Here is a 19,887-nt window from a genome sequence, read left to right as displayed (position 1 = left end):
CGACGCGTCCGGACCACCACCCGTCAGCCGCAGGCCACGGCCCCGTACGGCGCCTCGAAGGTGCTCGCCGCGTCCTGGCCGCCGACCTGCCCGGTCGCGACCACCGTGACGACGCCCGCCTCGGCCCCGGCGGACCGGGCCGAGAAGGTCTGCGCGGCGGACTTGCCGGGCGCCACCCCGACGAACGACTTGGTGCCGAACGGCGTCCGGACCTGCACCGAGACCGGTGCGGGCTCGTCGTTGACGACACGCACGGCGATCTGCGCGGTCCCGCCCACGCACTTCGCGGTGACCGTCACGGTCACGGCGACCTCGGGGTCCTCCGGCGTACCGACCCCCGGGTCGTCCGCCATGACCCGCAGCTCGGAGACTGCGACGGCCGAGTAGCTCGTCCCGTCGGAGTCCGCGTGGATCACGGCGCGCAGCCGGGACGTCGTGACCCGGTCGAACGTCACGGCGTTGAGGGCCGTGGTGCTCGTGCCGTACCCCGAGGGGTTCGCGACGTCCTTCCACGACCCCGGTCCCGAGGCGTCCCAGTACTGCAGGGACCACGACGCAGGCTGGGCGACACCGTTGCCCGTCCCCTGGGGCGAGTCCTGCCAGAACTGGATCTCGGCCCCCGTGAGCACGATGGGCCGGGCCCAGTCGTACTGGAGCCACTGGCTCTCGGGCCGCTCACCCGACCAGGTACCCCACAGCTGCCCCTGGCTCGGGCTGCTCGGCACCAGGCCGTCGTTGACGGCGCCCAGCGAGTTCCAGCCCGCGGTGTAGGACGCGCTCGGCGTCGCGATGGGCGCGACGTTGCCGGTCAACGGGCCCGAGACGTCGGCCGCGATCGTCAGGCGCTGGGCCGTCCCGGCGTTGCCCGCCGCGTCGATCGCCCGGAACGACACGTCGTGCTTGTTCGAGTCCGGTGCGGCGACGGGACCGGAGTACTCGGTCCATGCGCCGGTCCCGACCATGTACTCGACGCGGGCAACGCCCGACGTCGCGTCGGTCGCGGTGACCGTGACCGTGCGAGCGGTCTCGTCGAGCACCCCCGTGCTCACGGGGGCCGTGCGGTCGATCGAGACGGTCTGCGTGCTCTCGGCCGAGGTGTTCCCCGCGTTGTCCGTGGCCCGCGCCGCCACGACGTGCCGGCCGTCGCCGCTCACCGCGACGTCGACGAACCGGACGCTCGGCGTGCTCGACCACGAGCCGTCGTCGACCCGCGTGTCGAGCGTGACCCGACCCCCGCCGTCGTCCGCGCCCGACACACGGACCGTGACGTCGGACCGGAACCACCCGCCGGTGCCCGCCGAGCCGCTGACCGAGAACGCGACCTCCGGGGCGGTGTCGTCCCCCTCGGTGTCGGCCGGGTCCACGACGGTCACGGTGCCCGTGACCCGCCCGGCGGCGTAGCCGAGCACCGAGCCCTCGACCGTGAAGGTCCCCGCCTGCGCGACCGACGACGGGTCGACCGCGTCCCAGAACACGGGGAGCGCGAGCGTCTCGGCAGGGTCACCGGGGTACGTCGCCGCGACCGTGCCCGGCAGCTCCGTCTCGCCGATCTCGACGGTCATGGCCGGCCGGTCGATCGCAGCGGGCTGGGCCGCGAGCACCTTCCACTCCTCGACCGCGACGCCCGAGAACGTGCTGCCGTTGGTCGAGGCGTCCAGGACCGCGCGGAGCTGGGTCGTGGTCACCGCGTCGAACGTCGTGCTCTGGAAGCCGTTGGTCGAGGTCCCGTAGCCGCTCGGGTTCCGGACGTCGGCCCACGCGCCCGCGGTCGCGTCCCAGTACTGGATGCGCCACGCGGCCGGAGCCGCGACGCCCACGCCCGTGCCCTGCGGCTGGTCGTTCCAGAAGTCGATCTGCGAACCGCCGACGCGGACCGGGGAGTCCCACGTGTACTGGACCCACTGCTGGGCCGGGTTGTTCGCCGTCCAGGTGCCCCACATGTCCGGGGGCAGGGGGTTCGGGCGCACGATCTCGTCGTTGAGCGCCTTGATCCAGTACTGCGTGGGGACGGGGTCGTTCGACACCGTGACCCGAGCCTCCTGCGCGACGTTCGCGCGCGGGGTCCGGTCGGCCGTGCGGGCCGGTGTCGGCACGACCTTCTCGATCCGGGCCGGCGTCTGGCTGTCGTCGAAGCGCAGCGTGTCGACCGCGACCGATCGGCGGAAGTGGTTCCCGCCCACGGCGTCGGCCGTGTGGTAGACCAGGCGCCACTCGCCGTCGTACTCGACGATCCCCGGGTGGCTCGTGGTCGAGGAGACGGGGTCGAGGATCGTCCCGCGGTACGTCCACGGGCCGGCGGGCGAGGCGGCCGTCGCGTACCCGATGCACGCGTGGTAGTTCGCCGGGGTGCACGACGACGTCGCACCGGCGTTGTTCCCCGCGTACGCCATGTAGTAGGTCCCGTCGCGCTCGAAGGCCCACGCACCCTCGAAGAAGCCCGTCAGGCCGCTCACGGTCCGGACCGAGCCCACCGGGGTCTTCATGTCCTGCCCGAGCTCGAGCATGCGCAGGTTGCCGAAGCTCCCCCAGTAGACGTAGACCTTCTGCGCCGCGCCCTCGCCGTCGACGAGGATCGTGGGGTCGATGTTGTGGATCGTGTTCGCGGTGGGCACCTTCTGCGAGATGATCGGCGCGCCCACGTGGTCCGTCCAGGGGCCGGTCGGCGAGTCGGAGACCGCGACACCGATCCCGAACTTGTCCTCCGCGGTGCTCGCGGCCTCGTGCACCGGCACGTACCAGTAGTAGCGGCCGTCGATCCCGGGCACGACCTGGCCCGCGTACGCCCGTCCGGGCGTAGCCCACGCGAAGACCTGCTCGGGACGCATGAGCGACGGGTAGTGCGTCCACTCGCCCGTCGACCCCGAGGCCAGGACGTCGTCGGTCACGAACGCGCCCCACTCGTTCATGATGAAGTCGTTGGTCGTGGGGCCCGCCTCGTCGTGGCCCGTGTACACGTAGAGCTGGTCGGACGCCGAGTCGTTGCCCGGCGCCCCTGCGGGGACGACGAGCGGCGCGGGGTCGGCCGAGTAGTACGAGCCGTCTCCCAGGATCGGGTTGTGGGGGCTCGTGAAGGTGTACGACGCGGGAGCCGCGACGACCTGCGGGGCGGGCGCTGCGCCGTCGGGCAGCGTGGCCGCGGTGGCCTGGCCCGCGCCGAGCGCGAACGTCGTCGAGGCGACGACCGCGACGACGGCCGCTGCCGCCGTGACGGACGGGCCGCTGCGCGCGGTCCGGCGTGGTGGTTCGAGGAACGGTCTGGTGGGACTCACTGTGCTCTCCGGTCTGCTCGACCTGCTCCGGCCGGGCGACCGGAGGAGCACGTCGGCGTGTCCTGCGTGGCCGCCGCCCGGACGGGCAGGAGCTGAGGGGCGCGCACCCCGAGGGTTCCCTCTCCCCCGGGGTGCGCGGTCTGGCACCACGGGGGCGACGTTTGCAGCCGCCGCCCCCGCGGTCGTTCGGGTCTAGCCGCAGCTGACGGCGTCGTACGCCTGCTCGACCTCGGTCGTGACCGCGGTGCCGTCGACCGTCGCGGTCGCGACGACGCTCACGGTCCCCGCCTCGATCGCGTCCTTGCGGGCGCTGAAGGTCTGGCTGGCCGACTTGCCGGGCGCGACGCCGGCGAAGGTCTTGGTGCCGAACGGCGTCGTGACCTTGACGTCCACCGGGACCTCCTCGTCGTTCACGACACGGACCGAGAGCCCCGCGACCTTGCCGACGCACTGCGACCTCGCGGTCACGGTGACCGCGACGTCCGGCTCGGGCTGGCCCTCACCGGTGCCGACCGTCACGGTCGCCCTGGCCCGCTTGTCGGTACCCTCGACCGCTCCCGTGACCTCGAACGTGCCGTCCGCGGCGTACTGCGCGGGCTCGACCACGTCCCAGGTCACGGCGATCCCGCTCTGCTGGGAACCGTCGTTGTACTGGACCGTGACCGTGGCCGGGAGGACCGGTGCGGCACCGACCGAGGTCGAGACCGCGGTGTCGCCGATCGTGTTGATCTGGACGGCGTCCGGACCGCGCACCCAGACGGTCGCCTGGGCCACGAGCGTGGTGCCGGCGACGAATCCCTGGACCGGGAAGTCACCGATCTGCTCGACCTGCGCCTGTTCGACGGCACCCCAGGCGACGCCGTTCTCGACGACCGAGCCGTCCGCGTAGGTCACCGCGACGGTGGCCGGCAGCGTGGGCAGGGTCCCGACGGCGGTCCGCACGTGCACGTCGGCGGCCGAGACCGCGGGAGCCGCGAAGACACGCCACTCGGACACGCCCACGGCAGAGTTGCTCGTGCCCCCGGCGTTGGGCAGGGCGGTGAAGACGGCGCGCAGCCTGCTCGTCGTGACCGCGTCGAACGTCACCTCGTTGGTCTTGAGGCGCTCGGTGCCGTACGTCGACGGGTTCGTCACGTCCTTCCAGGAGCCCGCTCCGGCCGCGTCCCAGTACTGGAGCTTCCACGCCTTGGGCACGGCCACGCCGTCACCCCCCGTGGTCGTGTCGGTCCAGAAGTCGATCGACGCCTTGTCCACCCGGACCGGGGCCTCGAAGTCGTACTGCAGCCACCGGCTCGCCGGGCGAGAGCCCGACCAGGTGCCCCACAGGTCCGTGCCGGCGCCTCCCGTGAAGAACGACGGCTTGCCGTCGTTGACGGCGTTCACGTTGTTCCAGCCCGCGGTGTAGTCCGCGGTGGGCGTGGCCGTCGAGGCGACGTTGATCTCGCCGTCCGAGAGCGCCGTCGCCTGGACGACGACGTCCTTGGTCGAGGTGAGCTCGCCGTCCGAGACCGTCAGGCGCAGCGTGTAGGCGCCGGACTTCGTGAAGCGCACGACCGAGGTCGTGGCCTTCGGGTTGTCGAACACGGCGCTGCCGCCCTCGGGCGCGGACTCGACCGACCAGCCCGACGTGATCTGACCGTTCGGCAGACCGTCGTCCTGGGCGGTGCCCAGCAGCCGGGCCGAGCCGGCCTGGTTGTAGGTCGAGTCCGTCCACGCGTCGGCCTTGGGCGCCTGGTTGGTCGAGGCAGGGGCCTCGACCCCGGTCGAGAAGGCCTGGACCTCCTTGATGCCGGTCTTGGCGCCCGCCGCGTGGGTCACGGTCACGCGCAGCTTCGAGGTCGTGACCTCGGGGAACTGCACGTGGTTGAAGTTGCCCTGCGGGAACAGGGGGGCGCGCGACTGCGCCGGGACGGGCTTCCACTGCGTCCCGTCGAGGTACTCGACCGTGTAGAGCGCCGGGGCCGAGTAACCCGAGACGGTCGCGGTCGAGGACGAACGGTAGAAGTAGACGCGCACGTCGTCGACCTTCTGGGCCGAGCCCAGGTCGACCTCGAGCGAGTCCTTGGCGTTCGGCGAGCCCACGGTGCCCCAGAAGGGCTCGTTGACCGTGGTGCCGTCGACGGCACCCGCCGGACCCCGGCCGTTCGCGGAGAACGAGGCCGTGACGGGCCTGCCCTGCGCGAGGTTCGTCGAGCCGGCCGAGGCCGGGGAGACGTCGGCGCCCGCCTTGGCCATCATGTCCACGACGCGGGCGTCCGCGGCGAACACGACGTCCTGCGGAGCCTGGACCTGACGCTCCTCGGCCGTGGTCACGGTGACACCCGCGGGGGCGTCGACCGTGCCCGTGGACGGGTCGTAGGTCACGTGCGCGAGCTCGTCGACCGTGAACGCGAGCTCACCGTCGAGGAAGACCGAGTACCCCTCGGGGACGTCGGCCCCGTAGTGCTTCTCGCCGCCGGGGGCGTCCCACGTGATCGTGAGGTCCTTGTCGCGGTAGCGGACGTTGTTGACCGTGAAGTGGTCCCAGTCGATGTCGATCGGGGCGAGCTCGATCTTGTCGTCCGAGCGTGGGCGCAGGCCCATCGCGTCCTCGATCATCGTGAAGTTCGTCGTGCCGAGGATCGTGTGGTGGATCCACGAGCGGTAGCCGATGTTCTGCGGGTCGGCCGTGCCGTTCGACCAGAACTCGTTCTGGTCCGGGTACCTGTTGTCGCCGTTGTTCTGGTAGTGCGACCACGCGTTCCAGTAGAGGAGCTTCTTGTAGAGCTCGGCGTCCACGTAGTCGTTCGGGTAGTCGCGCAGGACGCTCGAGAGCATCCGGAACGACACGGTCGAGTTGATGACCGAGAAGTTGTTGCTGCCCGGCCCGCCGTAGGCCGCCTGGTCCGCCTGGTTGGCCGTGAAGAACGGGAAGACGGGGTACTGCTCGTCGTCGGCGAACAGGCGCAGCGCCTCGACGTACGGCTGGTCGTAGTCCGCGTCACCCGGCTTGGGCATGAGGCCCACGCTGAACGGGTAGTAGTTGTTGATCTCCTTCCACGGCACCAGCGCGTCGGTCGCGACGTGACGGTGCTTGAGGAGGTTGCCCTTCAGGCCCACCTCGTCGGGCGTCTCGCGCGCCGGCTCCCAGAGGTACTCGAGGACGGCCGCCTTGATCTGCTCGGCGAAGGCGTCCATCTCGACCGCCTTGGCCTCGTTGCCCGCGGTCCGGTACGCCGCGGCCGACGCCTTGGCGTTGGAGTAGAGGTAGGCGTTCTCGGTGCGGTCCATGTTGCCCGCGCGCCAGTGGAACGACACCGCGTCGGCGTCGTTGCCCGTCATGGCACCCCAGTTGTACTCGATGAGGCCGTTGCCGTCGTTGTCGAACGACGCCTGCAGGTCCTTGACGTCCCGCTCGGCGTACTGCGCGAGGTTCTGGGCGATCACCGTCGGTCCGCCGTGCAGCTGGTACGAGCGCCACGCGGCCTCGGAGATGTACTGCGTGTAGCTGTTGGACCAGTTCGCGGGATCGCCCGGGTTGTCGACGTACTTGCCGCTCTTGGCGACCTCGCCCGCAGAGACCCAGGGACCGTAGGAGTAGACGGGGTCGCGGAAGTACTTGAGGTCGTCGATGAACATGCCCGTGGTCAGGACGATGTTGTTGTTGTAGCCCAGCACGCCCTCCATCGAGGTGGGGAACTGGAAGTCGTTGCCCGGGATGTTCGCGTCGAGGAAGTTGAAGCGCATCAGCCACCAGCGGTAGAAGAGCGTCTTGTCGATGTTGTCCTCGGGCGTGTCCAGGTAGGGCACGTTGTCGGCCCACCACCGGTTGTAGGCGCTGACGTGCTCCGTGTAGGCCGCAGCAGGCGTCGCCGCGCGGAACGCGTCGTAGTCGGTGCGCGACTCGGGGATCTCCTCGGTGACGAACCCGAGCTGGACCTTGGTGCTGGCCGAACCCGTCGCCGGGACGTCCAGGGTGCGGGTGATCGCACCGTCGGCCGGCGAGAAGCCGTCGCCCGAGAGCCGCGGGAAGACCGTGGTCAGCTTGTTGAACGCCTGCACCGAGCCCGTGAGCTCGTCGCCCTCGGGGGTCTTGGCGAACGACGACGCGGCCGAGACCTTGACCTGCTTGGCCGTGCCGTTCGTGCTCGAGACCGTGAGGTTGGTGACGGCGACGTTGGCGTCGGTGATGAACTTGGTCTGCACCACGCGCAGGCCCTGCGCGGTGTTGACGAACGTGCTGCGCCAGTAGCTCGGGGTCTGCTTGCGTGCCGCCGCGTCCTCGGTCAGCGTGACGTTCGCACCGTTGACGTTGAGGGTGATGGTGTACGCGCCCTGTCCGCCTGCGAGCGACTCCCAGTACGCGACCTCGCCGCCGAACCCGAGCGTGGCCGGCTGGTGGGTCTTCATGAAGACCGCGCGGCCCCGGCTGAACAGCCACTGGTTCGCGTCGCCGTTGGAGCCGCCCGGCGTGTTGCCCGTGCGCGCGAGCATCTTGTCGATCCAGAAGTCCTTGTCGGTCCCGCTGCCGGCTCCTGCCGCGACGTCCGCGTCGTAGATCGCCTGGAGCTGGTTGCGCACGTGGTAGCCGGTCCCTTCCGCGGGGACGGGCTTCGCGTCGCCGCTGAAGACGGGATAGCCCACGTCCGCGTTGGGAGCGGCCTGGGCCAACGAGGGGACGACGAGTCCCGTCGTGGCCACGGCAAGGGTCAACGTGCTCGCGATCGTCAGCCGGGCTCTGCCGACCGGGACGCGCTGGGGTCTGGTCGCTCGCTTCTTCACGGGCGTACACCTCTCCTCGTCGAGATGGTTCGGTCCCCGGAAAGATGGCACACGGAAACACAGAACGCAATGGTTTTCGGTAATTGGTCCGGTTCTGACCGCTTCGTATGAGCGTTCACATATGCGCGCGCCTGCGAGTTGACCTGCGCTGATATGGAGAACACGCTCTGCACGAGCCGTCTCAGGGCGCCCAGCACCGAAAGTTTCTCAGGGCGATTTTTCGGTGGGCGCCGAGCCGCTGGGTCAGCGCTCGTGAGGTCCGGACGCAGGCCCGTCGTCCTCGTCCGGCTCACCGTGCTCCTCGCGCCACCGCGCGCGCGACTCGAGCCGTTGTGTGGCGACCGCGACGAGGATGCCGATGACCGCGAGGTCGAAGAGGATCTGGACCATCGTCACGACCCGCGCCGCCTGCCCCACGGGGTGGATGTCGCCGAACCCGACGGTCCCCAGCGTCACGACCGTGAAGTAGAGGGCGTCGGTGCGGGTCTCGATGCCCACGAACTCGGCCTCGCTATGGACGGCCAGGAGGTAGTAGGCGATCGCGAAGAAGATGATGATCGGCGACAGGAGCCCGACGACGGACTGGACCCGCACGCTCGGCTCTCGGCCGGCACGGAGCTGGCGGCGCACCTGGAACGTGACGAGGTAGCAGAGTCCGACGAACCCGATCACGAAGAAGAGGATCTGCTCCCACTCTCGCCCACCGTCACCGAGCGGCACGCCGTAGAAGAGGAGCAGGCAGGCCGCGAGCGAGCCGAGCGTGGTGATGACCGTCCACCACGGGCTGTCCTTCCGGAGCCGTCGCATGGCTTCATGATGGACAAGGGCCCACCGGCGCGCGAGCGGGACCGGTCCGACCGGAGGGACGGAGCACCGTGCCGGCACGGGTGCGCCGGCCTGTGGGCACGGGCGCACCGGGCCGCGGCACGTGTGGGTGCCTGTCGCTAGCGTGGCGCCCGTGACCACATCGACCTCCGCGGCCTCCCGCGCCACGAGCAAGCGCCCGGCCCGTCCCGCCTACCGCTGCGGCGAGTGCGGCTGGACCACCGCCAAGTGGGTCGGCCGCTGCGGCGAGTGCCAGGAGTGGGGCACCGTCACGGAGGAGGCCGCCGCGTCGGCAGGACCCCGCACCGCGGCCGTCGCGCCCACACGCTCCCCGGCGCGCCCCATCGGCGAGATCGACGTGGAGACCGCACGGGCCACCCCCACGGGGGTCGCGGAGTTCGACCGCGTGCTGGGTGGCGGGATCGTCCCGGGGGCCGTGGTGCTGCTCGCCGGGGAGCCGGGCGTCGGCAAGTCGACGCTCCTGCTCAAGGTCGCGAGCAACGTCGCGGCCGGGGTGAGCGACAAGGTCGCTTCCCCCGAGGACGCTCCCCGTCCCGCACCGCGGCCCCGCACGGTCCTGTACGTCACCGGCGAGGAGTCCGCCGGGCAGGTCAGGCTGCGCGCCGAGCGTGTGGGAGCGCTGGCTCCCGGCCTGCTGCTCGCTGCCGAGACGGACCTCGCGACGGTCCTGGGGCACATCGAGGCCACGAACCCGGACCTCCTGGTCGTGGACTCGGTGCAGACCATCGCCTCGGCTCAGGTCGACGGGGCCCCGGGGGGTGTCAGCCAGGTCCGCGAGGTCGCCGCGGCGCTCATCGCCGCGGCCAAGGAGCGCGACCTGCCCGTGATCCTCGTCGGGCACGTGACCAAGGACGGCTCGGTCGCCGGGCCCCGCACGCTCGAGCACCTGGTCGACGTGGTGTGCCAGTTCGAGGGTGACCGTCACTCGCGCCTGCGCCTCGTGCGCGCGATCAAGAACCGCTACGGCCCCACCGACGAGGTGGGTTGCTTCGACCTCTCGGAGACGGGGATCGTGGGGCTCGCGGACCCCAGCGGGCTGTTCCTGTCGCACTCGGGGGCGGGCGTCCCCGGCACGTGCATCACGGTGACCCTCGAGGGCCGCAGGCCGCTCGCCCTCGAGATCCAGTCGCTCGTCGTCCCCAGCTCGTTGGCCAACCCGCGGCGCACCACGAGCGGGATCGACTCGAGCCGGCTCGCGATGATCCTCGCGGTCATGCACCGGCACGCCGGGGTCCGCCTCGTCGACCAGGACGTGTACGTCTCGACGATCGGCGGGGCGCGGGTCAGCGAGCCTGCGGCAGACCTGTCCATCGCGCTGGCCACGTTCTCGGCCCGCGAGGACCAGGTCATGCCCCCGGGGACCATCGCGATCGGGGAGGTGGGGCTCGCCGGGGACATCCGCCCGGTCGCCGGGCTGGACCGGCGGCTCGCCGAGGCCGCCCGTCTCGGTTTCACGCGGGCCGTGGTGCCGCACGGGTCGTCTCCCAAACCGCCTGCGGGCATGACGGTCCTGCCCGCGCAGCACCTGGGAGAGGCCGTCGAGCTCGCCCGCGGCGGCCACCTGCCCCCGCAGCAGGAGCGCACCCGGTTCGACGTCGGTCAACCGTGATCCCATCGTGACCTCCAGTTGTCCGCGGACGGCGTTTTCCTGCCCCTGAGACAACCTGGCAGCGTAAGATGCCCACGTGGCCAACTCCCCTGTGCATCCTGACGACCTGCTCCGGGAGACCCTCGCCGCAGTGGCCCCCGGTACCGAGCTCCGCGACGGGCTCGAGCGCATCCTTCGAGGTCGCACGGGTGCACTGATCGTGCTGGGCCTGGACAAGGTCGTCGAGACCATGTGCTCGGGAGGGTTCGTGCTGGACGTCGGCTTCTCGGCGACGCGGCTGCGCGAGCTCTCCAAGATGGACGGCGCCGTGGTCCTGGACCGCGACGCGAACCGGATCCTGCGCGCGGCGGTCCAGCTCCTCCCGGACCCCACGATCGAGACCACCGAGTCCGGCACGCGTCACCGCACCGCCGAGCGCGTCGCCAAGCAGAGCGGCTTCCCGGTCATCTCGGTGAGCCAGTCCATGCGGATCGTCGCGCTCTACGTCGGCGGCCTGCGCTACGTGCTCGAGGACTCGGACACCATCCTGTCGCGCGCCAACCAGGCTCTCGCGACGCTCGAGCGCTACCGCGCCCGCCTCGACGAGGTCAGCGGCACGCTGTCCGCCCTCGAGATCGAGGACCTCGTCACGGTCCGCGACGTGTGCGCGGTCGTCCAGCGCCTCGAGATGGTGGGGCGCATCTCCGAGGAGATCGCCGGCTACGTCGTCGAGCTCGGCACGGACGGTCGCCTCCTCGCGCTCCAGCTCGACGAGCTGATCGGCGGGATCGGCTCGGACCGCGAGTCCGTGATCCGCGACTACGTCGAGCTCAGCCGCAAGGAACGCTCGCTCGCGGACGTCAAGAACGCGCTCGCCGCCCTCGACCAGACCCAGCTGCTCGATCTCACCATCATCGGCCGCGTCCTCGAGCTCCCCGGAGGCGGCGAGGCGCTCGACGCCGCGGTCGCACCGCACGGGTACCGGCTGCTCTCCAAGGTCCCCCGCCTGCCGGGCGCCATCATCGACCGCCTGGTCACGCACTTCGGCGGGCTGCAGAAGCTCCTCGCAGCCAGCATCGACGACCTCATGGCAGTCGACGGCGTGGGCGAGCAGCGAGCCCGCGCGGTCCGTGAGGGGCTCTCACGGCTCGCGGAGTCCAGCATCCTCGAGCGGTACGTCTAGGCCCGAGGGCCCGTCCAGCACCCCCACGTGCAGCATCCTCCGAGCGGCGACCCCTGCTCGGTCTACGGAGTCGCGCCGTCGGTCGCGGTCTCGGCCCCGTCCGCCGGAGGAACCGCCCCGTCGGCGGGAGCCGTCTCGTCCGTGGCGGCTGCGTCCCCCTCAGCGGGAGGTACTGTCCCGTCGGCAGGTGCCTCGGTCGCGGGCGGCGTCTCGACGGGCGGTGGGGGCGGAGCCTGGAGCGTGAACACCACGGGTGCGCTCGCCAGGCCGCTCACCTCGGTCGATGTCACGACCGCGCTGTAGTCGCCCGCCCCGGGTGCGGGCAGGTCTGCGGGGCACTCCGCGGCAGATCGTGCACGCGCCCAGTCCACGGTCTGGGGGTACGCGTCGCCGGGGGCCATGAGCAGCACCTTCTTGGCGGGCGGGCAGTCGACCGATGACCAGATGCGGTCCTGTCCCGAGGTCACGACGAGCTCGAGCGAGGCGGGCGAGGAGTCGACGAAGCAGGGGCGGCGTCCGACGTGCGTGAGCGTGAGCGCGAAGGACGGGTTCTCTCCGTCGGCGTACGAGGACTTCGACGCCGTGAGCCCGAGCGTGAGGTCCTTGACCTCGCACTTCTTGTACCCGCCGACGGCGGCCTCCTGCGGCGGGGGCGGAGCCACCTTGCCCTCGGGTGCGTCGGCGAGCAGACCGCTCCCGAACGCGATGGCCGCCTTGACGAGCATCACGACGCCCACGACGATCACCGCGAGCAGGACGAGCGCCAGGATGCGCCGCACGCGCAGGGTCCGGGACGTGGGTCTGCCCGACGACGCGCCGCCGGACCCGGCGCCCGGGCGCCCTGGGACCGGGGTCGCCCCGGTCGGTGGCCGGGTGCCTCGCGGCGTGCTCACGTGCGGCTCCGTTCGACGGTCTGCGCTGGACAGTCCTGCGCTGGGGCAACGGTACGTCCCCGACGGGACGCTTCCGTCACTGCCACACCGCGCCCCCGCGCATCGGCGAGAATGGTCGGACCATGCCGCTCTCCCCCACCGCGCCCGGCGCCGCCGACGCTCGCACCGACACCCGTACCGCCCTGGCGAGCCTCCCGGCCCCGGCCCCGCACGCGGACCTGCGTGACGCCGTCGGGCGGTGGTTCGCCCGGAGTGCACGCGACCTGCCGTGGCGGCGCGACGACTGCTCCCCCTGGGGCGTCCTGGTCAGCGAGGTCATGCTCCAGCAGACGCCCGTGGTCCGCGTCGAGCCCGCGTGGCGCGCCTGGATGGACCGCTGGCCCGAGCCGGCGGACCTGGCCGCGGCCTCGACGGCCGACGTCCTGCGCGCCTGGGGGCGCCTCGGCTACCCGCGGCGCGCGCTGCGCCTGCAGGACTGCGCACGGGCGATCGTCGATCGGCACGCGGGGCTCGTGCCGCAGGACGCGGGTGAGCTGCTCGCACTGCCGGGCGTCGGGGAGTACACGGCCGCGGCCGTGACGGCGTTCGCGCACGGGCGGCGCGCGATCGTCGTCGACACGAACGTGCGGCGCGTGCTGGCGCGTGCGGTGTCGGGGACCGCGCTGCCCGCGCCGTCGTACACCGCGGCCGAGCGCCGGCTCGCGACGCTGGTCGCGCCGCCCGAGGACGCCGACGCCGCCCTGTGGGCCGCCGCCTCGATGGAGCTGGGCGCGCTCGTGTGCACGGCGCGCTCGCCGCGCTGCGGCGAGTGCCCGGTCGCGGACCTGTGCGCGTGGCGGGCTGCGGGCAGCCCGCCGGACGAGCACGCCGCCCGACGACGGACCCAGGCCTGGGAGGGTACCGACCGCCAGGCACGGGGCCGGGTCATGGCCGCGCTGCGCGGGGCGGACGGCCCCGTGCACCGCGAGGTGGTCGCGGGGCTGTGGCCCGACGCGGCCCAGCTCGGGCGGTGCGTCGCGAGCCTCGTCGAGGACGGGCTGCTCGAGCAGGACGGCGACGTCTACCGGCTGCCGGCCTGAGCGAGACTCCTCAGAGCGTGATGAGCATGCGCGTGTTGCCGAGCGTGTTGGGCTTCACGCGGGCCAGGTCGAGGAACTCGGCCACGCCGTCGTCGTGCGAGCGCAGGAGCTCGGCGTAGACGTCGGGCGACACGGGGGTCCCGTCGATCGCCTCGAACCCGTGCGCGCGGAAGAAGTCGACCTCGAACGTCAGGCAGAAGACCCGCTGGAGTCCCAGGGCGCGGGCGCGGTCGAGGAGCTCGACCACGAGCTGGTGCCCGACCCTGTGCCCGCGCCAGGACTGGTCGACCGCGAGCGTGCGGATCTCGGCGAGGTCGTCCCACATGACGTGCAGCGCGCCGCACCCGACGACCTCGGGCGCACCGGGCTCGCCGACGTCAGCGACGACGAACTCCTGGACGGCCTCGTAGTAGCCGACCATCTCCTTGGCCAGGAGGATGCGGGCCTGCGCGTAGGGCTCGACGAGCCCGCGGATGGCCCGCACGTCCGCCGGGAGGGCGGGGCGGAGCGTGAGGGTGGGGGTGGAGGTGCTCGTCACGCGCCCAATCTACGCCGCGAGACGGCCTGGTGCGTAATCATGCACCCGAATGCATACTCTCATTGCGCGTGCGCGCGACCGAGATCCGCCCCGTCTCCTGCTCGATCAGGTGCGACGCCGTGATCTCGTCGACGACCAGGTGCGTGACGACCCCGGCGCGCAGCGCGGCCCGCAGCGGCGCGACCTTGTTGTCCCCCGCGACCGCGCAGATGCGCTGCGGGATCCGCCGGAGCTCGTCGGGCCCCGGGCCCGTGGCGCGCTCGTTGAGCGCGATGTCGCGGTACGTGCCGTCGGCCCGCAGGAACACCGTGCACACGTCCCCCACCACGCCCTCGGCGTCGAGCACCGCGATGTCCTCGGGCTCGAGGTAGCCCGCCGAGTACACGTGGCTGGGCACGCCGCCCGAGACGGCCCCGACGGAGAACAGCGCGACGTCGGCCCTGCGTTGGACGTCCAGCACACGCCGGACCGACCGCTCGCGCCACATCGCCTGCTTGGTCTCGGCGAAGTCGAAGAACGCCGGGACTGGGAAATGGTGCACGTGCGCGTCGAACGCCTCGCCGAACCCCGCGATCAGGTCGCCCGCGTAGTGGACGCCCGAGGTGCGCGTGTTCGCCGCCCCGTTGAGCTGCACGACGGCGGAGCCGCGGGTCGGCTTGCGGCTCAGGTGCCGGGAGATCGCCGCGAGCGTCGTGCCCCAGGCGATGCCGAGGATCATGTCGGAGTCGAACCACGAGCCGAGCAGCCGTGCGGTCGTCAGGGCGACCTGGTCGAGCCGGTCCACCTGCTGTGTCGAGTCAGGGACGGGCACCACGTAGGCGTCGATGCCGTACGTGGCCGAGATGTGCGCCCCCAGACCCGGCGCCCGACTCTGCGTTGGCCGGAGCGTGATCTCCACCAGACCTGTCTCACGGGCCTTCTTGACCAGTCGCGAGACGGTCGACCGCGAGGTCCTCAGGTGCTTCGCGATCGCCTCCATCTTCATGTCCTGGAGGTAGTACATCGAGGCCGCCCGCAGGACGTCCTGCTCCCGATCCGCCATCTGCCGGTCTCCCACCTCTGTTGCACGTTTGTGCACTGCGCTTGCGCGAACGTTCCTGACATGTTGACGTTAATACGTGCAGCGGCATTTCAACAGCGCTGTGCCACGGAACGGTGCCCGGACGGGAACCGTGTCGTACCGCTAGCGCGTGAAGCGGGCCCGTGGGAATGTCACAGGAGGTACTCCTCCTGCGCCTCCCACCGGGGACGCACCAGTTCGACGACGAGAGAAGGCCATCGGATGACTTCCAGCAGACTCACCGCAGAGTCTCGCCAGCGGGCGCTGTCAGCGCTCGAGGCGAGCACCAGCGCGGACCAGGAGCTCGACGTCCTCGTGATCGGCGGAGGCGTGACCGGAGCGGGCATCGCCCTCGACTCCGTGACCCGTGGCCTCTCGACCGCGATCGTCGAGGCCCAGGACTGGGCCTCCGGGACGTCGAGCCGGTCGAGCAAGCTGGTCCACGGCGGGTTGCGCTACCTGCAGATGCTCGACTTCCACCTGGTCCACGAGGCACTGACCGAGCGCGACCTGCTCATCAAGGACCTCGCCCCGCACCTCGTGCGCCCGGTCCCGTTCCTGTACCCGCTCGAGCACCGCGTGTGGGAGCGTGCCTACGTCGGCGCCGGGATCGCGCTGTACGACACGCTCGCGAGCATGGCCCCGGGCAAGCGGGCGCTGCCGCTGCACCGTCACCTCTCGCGCAAGCAGATGGAGCGCAAGTTCCCCGACCTCGCGCACGACGCCGCGATCGGCGCCGTCCAGTACTGGGACGCCTCGGTCGACGACGCCCGCCTGGTCTCCACCCTGATCCGCACCGCGGCCTCCTACGGGGCCCACGCCGCGTCCCGGACCCAGGTCGTCGAGCTCACCAAGGGCTCGACGGGCGCGGTCAACGGCGCGATCCTCGAGGACCTCGAGACGGGCAAGCGCATCACGGTCCGCGCACGCGCCGTCATCAACGCGACGGGCGTGTGGACCGAGGACACCGAGGCCCTCGCGGGCACGGACGGCGGCCTGCGCGTCCTGGCCTCGAAGGGCGTCCACATCGTCGTCCCGCGCGAGCGCATCAAGGGCCAGGTCGGCCTGATCCTGCAGACCGAGAAGTCGGTCCTCTTCATCATCCCGTGGTCCCGTTACTGGGTCATCGGCACGACCGACACCCCCTGGGAGCAGGAGCTCACCCACCCGGTCGCCACGTCCGCGGACATCGAGTACATCCTCGAGCACGCGAACGCGGTCCTCGCCCAGCCCCTCACGCGCGACGACATCATCGGGACCTACGCGGGCCTGCGCCCGCTGCTCCAGCCCGGCACCAAGGAGGGCACCAGCTCGGCCAAGGTCTCGCGCGAGCACACCACGGCCTCCCCCACCCCGGGTCTCACGGTCATCGCGGGCGGCAAGCTCACGACGTACCGGGTCATGGCCAAGGACGCGGTCGACTTCGCGATCGGTCAGCGCGCCGCGGCCCTTCCGTCGATCACGGACAAGATCCCGCTGCTCGGCGCGGTCGGCCTCGACGCGGTCCGGCGCCAGGCGCGGCCGTGGGCCTCGAAGTTCGGTTGGACCCCGCAGATGGTCGACCACCTGCTGCACCGCTACGGCTCGAACCTGCGCGACATCGTCGCGCTGTGCCAGGCCGACCCCTCGCTCGCCAAGCCGCTCGAGCACGCGCCCGCGTACCTGCGCGCCGAGATCAGCTACGGCGTGACCCACGAGGGCGCCCTCCACCTGGAGGACCTCCTGCTGCACCGCACGCGTCTGAACTACGAGGTGCTCGACCGCGGTCTCGGCGCCCTCCCGGAGATCGCCGACATCGCCGCCCCGCTCCTCGGCTGGACCGCCGAGCAGAAGGCCGCGGAGATCGCGTCCTACACGGCACGCGCCGGAGCCGAGGAGGCCGCCGAGCAGGAGCCCGACGACGCCACGGCCGAGCGCACACGCCTCGCAGCAGACGACGTCGCACCGCTCAAGCCGCTCGACGCCTCCTGACGAACCTGCCCTCCTGACCACCGGAGCCCCAGGCTCCCCGAGAACAACTTCATCGCCGGTCCCCGGCCCGCTCGGCTCGCGCCGGGCGACGTCGGGGCCGGCACACCCCCAACCTCACGGGTGCGCACCTCGCGGCGCACACCGGGGCCCCGCCGCACGGATGCGCCGGGGTGGTTGCGACAACGAAGTCCACCAAGAAAGAGAGAAGCTGATGGACACACTCCTCCTCAACGCCTTCTGGTCCGAGATACTCGGCACCGCGACCCTGATCCTGCTGGGCGCCGGCGTCGTAGCCAACGTGATCCTCCCCAAGACCAAGGGCTTCAACGGCGGCTGGCTCCTCATCAACTTCGGATGGGGCCTTGCCGTCTTCGCCGGCGTGTACGTCGCCTTCAAGTCCGGCGCACACCTCAACCCGGCCGTCACCATCGGTCTGTTCACCGCGCAGGAGCCCTTCTTCTCGGTCACCGGACCCGAGGGCCTGGTCACCGCGACCATCGAACCGACCGTGGGCAACATGTTCATGTACTTCGGTGCGCAGATGATCGGCGCCATCGTCGGTGCGGTGCTCGCGTTCCTGGCCTACAAGAAGCACTTCGACGAGGACGCGCCCGCCGCGACCAAGCTCGCGGTCTTCTCGACCGGCCCCGAGCTCCGCTCGTACGGCTGGAACTTCGTCACGGAGGTCCTCGCGACGTTCGTGCTCGTGTTCTTCGTCGTCGCCTCCGGTCGTACCCCGTCGGGGCTCGGCCCCCTCGCCGTCGCACTGATCGTGGTCGGCATCGGCGCGTCCCTCGGTGGCCCCACCGGGTACGCGATCAACCCTGCACGTGACCTCGGCCCGCGCATCGCGCACGCGTTCCTGCCCATCAAGGGCAAGGGCTCGAGCGACTGGGCCTACGCCTGGGTCCCGGTCGCGGGCCCGCTCGTCGGCGGCGTCCTCGCCGGTCTCCTCGGCGCGGCCTGGGCCTGACCTCGCACCTCCACGCGTGACCGGGACGGGGCGACCCGCCCCGGTCACGCGACCACCCGCCGTCGGGCACGGCGACCTCTCGTGAACTCCTGCCGCGCAGCGCGGCACCCGCTCAACCACACCGACGTGAAGGACTGACACACCATGGCCGACTACGTTCTCGCCATCGACCAGGGAACCACCAGCTCCCGGGCCATCGTCTTCAACCACGCCGGGGAGATCGTCTCCTCCGGCCAGCTCGAGCACGACCAGATCTTCCCGCGGGCCGGCTGGGTCGAGCACAACCCCGAGCAGATCTGGAACAACGTCCGCGAGGCCGTGGGCCTCGCGCTGACCCGCGCGAACGTGACCTACACCGACATCGCCGCGGTGGGCATCACCAACCAGCGCGAGACCGCGGTCGTGTGGAACCGCAGGACCGGCAAGCCCGTCTACAACGCGATCGTCTGGCAGGACACCCGCACGCAGAAGATCGCCGACGAGCTCGGCGGCGACGCGGGCCCCGAGAAGTACAAGGCGATCGTCGGTCTGCCCCTCGCGACGTACTTCTCCGGCCCCAAGGTCAAGTGGATCCTCGACAACGTCGAGGGCGCTCGCGAGGCGGCCGACGCCGGCGACCTCGTGTTCGGCAACACCGACACCTGGGTCCTGTGGAACATGACGGGCGGCGTCGACGGCGGCGTGCACGTCACCGACGTGACCAACGCCTCGCGCACCATGCTCATGGACCTCGACACCCTGAGCTGGCGCGAGGACATCGCGGCCGACATGGGCATCCCGCTCTCGATGCTCCCGGAGATCAAGTCGTCCTCCGAGGTCTACGGGAAGGGACGCCCCGGCGGGCTCCTCCCGGGTGTCCCGATCGCGGGCATCCTGGGTGACCAGCAGGCCGCGACGTTCGGCCAGGCCTGCTTCGAGGTCGGGCAGGCCAAGAACACGTACGGCACGGGCAACTTCATGCTGCTCAACACGGGCACCGAGAAGGTCATGAGCGAGAACGGCCTGCTCACCACGGTCTGCTACAAGATCGGCGACCAGCCCGCCCGCTACGCGCTCGAGGGCTCGATCGCCGTCACGGGCTCGCTCATCCAGTGGCTGCGCGACAACCTCGGCATGTTCTCGGACGCACCCGACGTCGAGTGGCTCGCCCGCAAGGTCGACGACAACGGTGGCGCGTACTTCGTGCCCGCGTTCTCGGGCCTGTTCGCGCCGCACTGGCGCTCCGACGCGCGTGGCGCCCTCGTGGGCCTCACCCGCTACGTCAACAAGAACCACATCGCGCGCGCGGCGCTCGAGGCCGTGGCGTTCCAGACCCGCGAGGTCCTGGACGCCATGAACGCCGACTCGGGCGTCGACCTCACCGAGCTGCGCGTCGACGGTGGCATGGTCCAGAACGAGCTGCTCATGCAGTTCCAGGCGGACCAGCTGGGCGTGGACGTCGTGCGGCCCAAGGTCGCCGAGACCACCGCGCTCGGCGCCGCGTACGCCGCGGGCATCGCGGTCGGGTTCTGGCAGGGCGAGCAGGACGTCATCGCGAACTGGGCCGAGGACAAGCGCTGGACCCCGTCGATGGACGAGGGCGAGCGCGAGCGCCTCTACCGCAACTGGAAGAAGGCCGTCAGCAAGACCCTCGACTGGGTCGACGAGGACGTCGAGAAGTAGTCCTTCTCGACGGTTCCCGGGAGGTCGTCCTCTCGCACAGGAGGGGGGGGGGGGGGGGGGGGGG

General features: G+C 71.3%; 12 protein-coding genes. 6 read left to right on the top strand and 6 right to left on the bottom strand.

What is annotated here, in order from left to right:
- Positions 1-23: 23 nt before the first annotated feature.
- The 3 genes from H9641_RS13170 to H9641_RS13160 form a co-directional block, all read right to left on the bottom strand.
- The gene (locus H9641_RS13170; protein WP_318244567.1) at positions 24-3,269 is read right to left on the bottom strand and encodes an OmpL47-type beta-barrel domain-containing protein; all 3,246 of its coding nucleotides are present in this window, start codon (positions 3,267-3,269) and stop codon (positions 24-26) included.
- A 192-nt stretch (positions 3,270-3,461) separates the two neighbouring features.
- Entirely contained in the window at positions 3,462-8,030 is a 4,569-nt protein-coding gene (locus H9641_RS20775) for an Ig-like domain-containing protein (protein WP_318244566.1), read from the bottom strand.
- A 243-nt stretch (positions 8,031-8,273) separates the two neighbouring features.
- Positions 8,274-8,837: a potassium channel family protein gene (locus tag H9641_RS13160; RefSeq protein WP_191804491.1), complete on the bottom strand. Its 564-nt coding sequence runs from the start codon at positions 8,835-8,837 to the stop codon at positions 8,274-8,276.
- 151 nt (positions 8,838-8,988) lie between these two features.
- Here H9641_RS13160 and radA point away from each other — a divergent pair, with 151 nt between their 5' ends.
- On the top strand, positions 8,989-10,485 hold the full coding sequence (gene radA / locus H9641_RS13155; RefSeq protein ID WP_191804489.1) for a DNA repair protein RadA: 1,497 nt from the start codon (positions 8,989-8,991) through the stop codon (positions 10,483-10,485).
- A 76-nt stretch (positions 10,486-10,561) separates the two neighbouring features.
- On the top strand, positions 10,562-11,647 hold the full coding sequence (gene disA / locus H9641_RS13150; RefSeq protein ID WP_191804487.1) for a DNA integrity scanning diadenylate cyclase DisA: 1,086 nt from the start codon (positions 10,562-10,564) through the stop codon (positions 11,645-11,647).
- 62 nt (positions 11,648-11,709) lie between these two features.
- Here disA and H9641_RS13145 read toward each other — a convergent pair whose 3' ends face one another.
- Positions 11,710-12,540, bottom strand: coding sequence for a hypothetical protein (locus H9641_RS13145; RefSeq protein ID WP_191804485.1), 831 nt, complete (start codon positions 12,538-12,540; stop codon positions 11,710-11,712).
- Between the two features lie 122 nt (positions 12,541-12,662).
- Here H9641_RS13145 and H9641_RS13140 point away from each other — a divergent pair, with 122 nt between their 5' ends.
- A complete protein-coding gene (locus H9641_RS13140) occupies positions 12,663-13,619 on the top strand; it encodes an A/G-specific adenine glycosylase (protein ID WP_191804483.1) in 957 nt (318 codons plus the stop codon).
- A gap of 10 nt (positions 13,620-13,629) precedes the next feature.
- Here H9641_RS13140 and H9641_RS13135 read toward each other — a convergent pair whose 3' ends face one another.
- Together H9641_RS13135 and H9641_RS13130 are read right to left on the bottom strand one after the other, a co-directional pair.
- The gene (locus H9641_RS13135) at positions 13,630-14,157 is read right to left on the bottom strand and encodes an amino-acid N-acetyltransferase (RefSeq protein ID WP_191804481.1); all 528 of its coding nucleotides are present in this window, start codon (positions 14,155-14,157) and stop codon (positions 13,630-13,632) included.
- 37 nt (positions 14,158-14,194) lie between these two features.
- Entirely contained in the window at positions 14,195-15,199 is a 1,005-nt protein-coding gene (locus tag H9641_RS13130; RefSeq protein WP_191804479.1) for a sugar-binding transcriptional regulator, read from the bottom strand.
- A 240-nt stretch (positions 15,200-15,439) separates the two neighbouring features.
- Here H9641_RS13130 and H9641_RS13125 point away from each other — a divergent pair, with 240 nt between their 5' ends.
- The 3 genes from H9641_RS13125 (at position 15,440) to glpK (ending at position 19,823) form a co-directional block, all read left to right on the top strand.
- The gene (locus H9641_RS13125) at positions 15,440-17,188 is read left to right on the top strand and encodes a glycerol-3-phosphate dehydrogenase/oxidase (protein WP_191804477.1); all 1,749 of its coding nucleotides are present in this window, start codon (positions 15,440-15,442) and stop codon (positions 17,186-17,188) included.
- A 211-nt stretch (positions 17,189-17,399) separates the two neighbouring features.
- Positions 17,400-18,161, top strand: coding sequence for an MIP/aquaporin family protein (locus tag H9641_RS13120; RefSeq protein ID WP_191804475.1), 762 nt, complete (start codon positions 17,400-17,402; stop codon positions 18,159-18,161).
- A 144-nt stretch (positions 18,162-18,305) separates the two neighbouring features.
- Positions 18,306-19,823 carry a glycerol kinase GlpK gene (glpK, locus tag H9641_RS13115; RefSeq protein WP_191804473.1) on the top strand — a complete coding sequence of 506 codons (1,518 nt, stop codon included), beginning with the start codon at positions 18,306-18,308 and terminating at the stop codon, positions 19,821-19,823.
- Positions 19,824-19,887 lie beyond the last annotated feature (64 nt).

The sequence above is a fragment of the Oerskovia merdavium genome (genome assembly GCF_014836755.1).
GTDB classification, from domain to species: Bacteria; Actinomycetota; Actinomycetes; order Actinomycetales; family Cellulomonadaceae; genus Oerskovia; species Oerskovia merdavium.
The sequence above is the reverse complement of the archived record's forward strand: the minus strand, read 5'-3'. Positions and strand labels throughout refer to the sequence as shown.

What these genes read in the sequence shown, in the direction of transcription:
- H9641_RS13160 (WP_191804491.1), bottom strand. Translation starts at nt 8,837, where the DNA reads ATGCGACGGCTCCGGAAGGACAGCCCGTGGTGGACGGTCATCACCACG.
- H9641_RS13140 (WP_191804483.1), top strand. Translation starts at nt 12,663, where the DNA reads ATGCCGCTCTCCCCCACCGCGCCCGGCGCCGCCGACGCTCGCACCGAC.
- H9641_RS13130 (WP_191804479.1), bottom strand. Translation starts at nt 15,199, where the DNA reads ATGGCGGATCGGGAGCAGGACGTCCTGCGGGCGGCCTCGATGTACTAC.
- H9641_RS13125 (WP_191804477.1), top strand. Translation starts at nt 15,440, where the DNA reads ATGACTTCCAGCAGACTCACCGCAGAGTCTCGCCAGCGGGCGCTGTCA.
- H9641_RS13120 (WP_191804475.1), top strand. Translation starts at nt 17,400, where the DNA reads ATGGACACACTCCTCCTCAACGCCTTCTGGTCCGAGATACTCGGCACC.
- glpK (WP_191804473.1), top strand. Translation starts at nt 18,306, where the DNA reads ATGGCCGACTACGTTCTCGCCATCGACCAGGGAACCACCAGCTCCCGG.